This is a genomic window from Pseudomonas sp. B3G-3, assembly GCF_028640915.1.
Lineage (GTDB): Bacteria > Pseudomonadota > Gammaproteobacteria > Pseudomonadales > Pseudomonadaceae > Aquipseudomonas > Aquipseudomonas chlororaphis_I.
In genome coordinates this window covers 1-3,865 of the sequence record NZ_JAQZAB010000055.1, presented here as the reverse complement: position 1 = coordinate 3,865, position 3,865 = coordinate 1, and the positions used below count along the sequence as shown (strand labels likewise).

Sequence of the window (3,865 nt, the reverse complement as noted above, 5' to 3'; positions counted from 1 at the left end):
CGGCGGCGGACGAGCAGCACTCCTACGAAAAAACCAAGAAAGTCACCCGCCAGGAAGACCATGTCAGCCAGGTCGCCACGACCCTCAGCGCCGGTGGCGACGTGGACCTCAGCGCCGGCAAGGACATGGCGCTGATCTCCAGCCGTATCACCGCCGGCGATGAAGCCTACCTGGTAGCCGGCGACAACCTCGAACTGCTGGCGGCGCAAGACAGCGACTACTCGCTGTACGACAAGAAGAAAAAAGGCAGTTGGGGCAGCAAGCAGACCAAACGTGACGAAGTGACCGATGTGAAAAACATCGGCAGCGAAATCAAGACGGGGGGCGACCTGACCCTGGTCAGCGGTGGGGACCAGAAGTATCAGGCGGCGAAGCTGGAGAGCGGCCAGGACATCACGCTGCAAAGCGGTGGGGAGATCACCTTTGAAGGGGTGAAGGACCTGCATCAGGAGAGTCACGAGAAGAGCAGCAACAGCCTTTCGTGGACCAGTGCCAAGGGGAAAGGCAACACCGATGAAACCCTGCGACAGAGCGAGTTAGTGGCCCAAGGGCAATTGGCGATTAAGGCAGTCGATGGCCTCAAGATCGATATCAAGCAGATCGACCAGAAGTCGGTGAGCCAGACCATCGATGCCATGGTGCAGGCAGATCCACAGTTGGCGTGGCTCAAGGATGCGGAAAAGCGCGGTGATGTGGACTGGCGCAAGGTGCAAGAGGTTCACGAAAGCTTCAAGTACAGCCACTCGGGCCTTGGTCAGGGAGCTATGTTGGCGGTCATCATCATTGTGACGGCGTTGACCGCGGGTGCTGCAAGCGCTGCCTTGGGGTCAGCGGCTGGAGCAACGGCAGGTTCCGGATCTGCAATGGCAGCAGCCGGCACCTCGGTTGCTGGTACTGCGACTGCCGCTGGGTGGGCGAACGTCGCTGCTACTGCTGTGGTGACGTCTGCTGCCAGTGGCGCGGCGATCAGTACGATTAATAACAGAGGCAATCTGGGGGCAGTTGTTAAGGATGTCACTTCCAGTGACAGCCTGAAGAGTTATGTAGTAGCTGGCGTCAGTGGCGGTATTGCTGGTCAGAATATCGGTGTTCGGCTGGCTGTGAATTCGGCCTTGAAAACGGTGGTTAACGGCGGGAAGTTCAAAGACAACCTGAGCCAGGCCGCGATCGGTTTAGCCGCCGATGCCCTGAGCGGTGCCATCTACGAAAAGGTGGGCGACAGTCTGGCTGGCAGTGGCTTGCCAACCAAGGTCGCCGTACACGCCATCGTTGGCGGGCTGATCGGTGAGGCCGCCGGAGGAAGCTTTGCCACCTCGGCGCTGGCGGCTGGTGCCAACAAGGCCCTGATTCAGATGGTTGGGGACAAGATTTTCCCAGGTGTTGCTCATGAGCAAGTGCTGGCCATGACGTCTCAACTGCTCGGCATGACTGTTGCGGCGGCTGCGGGAGGAAATGAGAAGGATCAGCAGGTTGCAGGATGGGTGGCGCAGCAGGGGACGGCTTACAACTACCTGGAGCACAATCAAAAAGAGCAGCTGGCTAAGCAGATTGAGGAGGCATGCAAGGGTAAGGTTCAGTGTATTCATGACACGCTTGACCAATGGAAACCATTGGCCGATAAGCAAAATGCCTTTACGCCTGCCGAGCAGGCTCAATATGACCAGGCCCAAGGCATTCTCACCGAAAAGCTGCTGGGGAACTGTCAGTCAGATTTCTGTAGGGCCTACACGCTAATTGAAATGAAGCAGGCAGGACTCAATTGCGGGGATATCTCCTGCTTGCGTGAGTCAGCCGGTGCCACTCAAAAGGCGCAGTATCTCAACCAAGGGCAGTGGGGTAAGCTTCTTCTCGATGCCGTAGGCGATGGTGGAGCCATTGCGGGGGCATTAGCACCAGTTCTGGCGGGTGGTTCGAAGGTTGTCTCCGGTACTGGGGCTGTTGCTGATGATGTGGTGGCGGGTGCTGCAAAAGGAACTGGTGGGGCGGGGCAAACCGCCAAGAATCCTAATTCGACAAGTGCTTTGACTGATGCTGAAGCTGGGGTTAGCAATCTACCAAAAATTTGGGATGTTCCAGATACTACAATTAGTAAACTTCCAGAGAGCTGGGCAGTTTCGCCAAATAAAAAAGGTACTGGATTTAGATGGCAAGACCCCAAAAATAAAGGAAATGGTGTTCGGATCGATAAGGGTGAACCTCATATAAGTCAGCCAACTCAGCAAGTGGATCACGTTATTGTTAGGTCAAATGGTCAGGTTATAGGTAGAGATGGTAAGCCTGTTGTAGGGTCTATTAAAGATCATGCAGAGCAAGTTCATATTCCGTTAAGTGAGTATAAGAAATGGAAAAGTTGGAACTCTCCGAACTAGAATACCCTACGATGAGAGACGAACTGATCTCCTACTTGGAGGGGTTGTCCAGTGCTGATTATCAATATAGCGCCTGGGTATCTAGATCGAGCTCTGATATGGCTTATGATGAGTTCAATTATACTGTTCATTTTTTATACGATGATACAGATTTAGCAACCGATCCTCGCTCGTGGATTGGAGTTGTGCTTAGAGGGGAAAACGAAGTAATAGCAATTTCTGATGTTGTTAAGAGTATTGATAAGGTTTTTGATAAATATGGAACTCGTCTTACGGATGCGGAGTATTTGGCGAAGCCTGAATGGGCTAACGTTATTGAGTCATCAAAAAAGGCTTTAATAGCATTTTCTCAGGCGTAGAAGTCCTGGTTTTATCTGGCGCTTAAAGTTAAATGGCCCCGGTTCGCGGTGGGGTTCTTCCTTTACTCCACCGTAATCACCAAGCATCCTTTTATCACTAGCACAGGCCGGGATGATAAGGTCTGATTGGTTTTAAAAAATGGGCGTGGGGGATTCACAATTGAATAGCTTGAATTTCAAAAAAAACGGGCGACTTTAAGATCGCCCGCTATTGATTAGGCTGAAATCTGCTCCTGTAATTTTCGCCCTGTTACATCTAGAAGATCGCAACCGTCACGCAACAGAATAGTGCAGACCAACGTCAGCTCCTGAAGAACCACAAGGTGGCTTCCAGCATTTTCAGGTTCCACAAAGTTTTCCAGCAACTGAGTCACCGCACGAATGCGATAAGCCGCTGCATCGTGCAGCACATCGACAGGTGCCTGGGTATCGATCAGCAGGTAGGGGATGTTGCAGTCGTGGCCGGTAATAGGTATGTAGCGGTTCATATGTGTAACTCCATTCAGTTGAAAAGAGCTATCACTCAAACGTCGCCAAACGAATGGTGGCAGCTGTACGCGGGTTGGCGAGCCGGGAATGGAAAACCGACAGGCCCGAAGGCCTCCCGCGCACAACTGCCATAAAGCAGCAGCTTTGCATGTGCAAAAGCTTCTGTAATCAGAAATCTTTTGCACTCCATTCACCAGGTCGCCAAACCTAGTCGCCATCTGGGCGACCGAACGACTGTAAACCGTACTGTGGTCGGCAGAAATAAGGGGAGTGCACTGCAGGCTGTAGGGGGTTTCTGATTAGTCGAGCGAGATGTATCCGTGAGTTGAGTGCATCTGCTTTATTGCAAGCAGCAGCTCAACTTAGTGTTCTGCGTTGATCTGACTTCCGAGCAGGTCGCGGCGCTGACCCACGACATCGTCTGGCTCGAAGAGCACGAAGTGAACGGCGATAAAGTGCTGGTGCCGGTGCTGTACATGGCCCAGGCCAACGATCGACTCGGCCCGACCGGCGCGCTGATCGCCGGTAATGACGTGAGCCTGATCGCCGGCCAGAACCTCGACAACGTCGGTACCTTGCGGGCCACCCACAACTTGTCGGCCACGGCAGGCAAGGACCTGGTCAACAGCGGGTTGATCCAGGCCGGCA

At 53.4% G+C, this 3,865-nt stretch carries 3 protein-coding genes and 1 pseudogene; 3 read left to right on the top strand and 1 reads right to left on the bottom strand.

Going from position 1 to position 3,865, the window contains the following annotated elements:
* Window positions 1-2,369 (top strand): DUF637 domain-containing protein (locus PVZ80_RS01000; RefSeq protein ID WP_273863321.1); only part of this gene is annotated, 2,369 nt, incomplete at its 5' end.
* Window positions 2,342-2,728 carry an SCO4402 family protein gene (locus tag PVZ80_RS00995; protein ID WP_124301881.1) on the top strand — a complete coding sequence of 129 codons (387 nt, stop codon included), beginning with the start codon at window positions 2,342-2,344 and terminating at the stop codon, window positions 2,726-2,728. The genes PVZ80_RS01000 and PVZ80_RS00995, both read left to right, overlap by 28 nt.
* Window positions 2,729-2,943: 215 nt before the next feature.
* Here the strand turns inward: PVZ80_RS00995 and PVZ80_RS00990 are convergent, their stop codons facing one another.
* On the bottom strand, window positions 2,944-3,216 hold the full coding sequence (locus PVZ80_RS00990) for a hypothetical protein (protein ID WP_273863320.1): 273 nt from the start codon (window positions 3,214-3,216) through the stop codon (window positions 2,944-2,946).
* A gap of 348 nt (window positions 3,217-3,564) precedes the next feature.
* Here PVZ80_RS00990 and PVZ80_RS00985 point away from each other — a divergent pair.
* Window positions 3,565-3,865: pseudogene (locus PVZ80_RS00985) on the top strand (hemagglutinin repeat-containing protein); the annotation flags it as partial.

Excerpts from the sequence above, each read along its gene's own strand:
- PVZ80_RS00990 (WP_273863320.1), bottom strand. The coding sequence starts at position 3,216 with ATGAACCGCTACATACCTATTACCGGCCACGACTGCAACATCCCCTAC.
- PVZ80_RS00995 (WP_124301881.1), top strand. The coding sequence starts at position 2,342 with ATGGAAAAGTTGGAACTCTCCGAACTAGAATACCCTACGATGAGAGAC.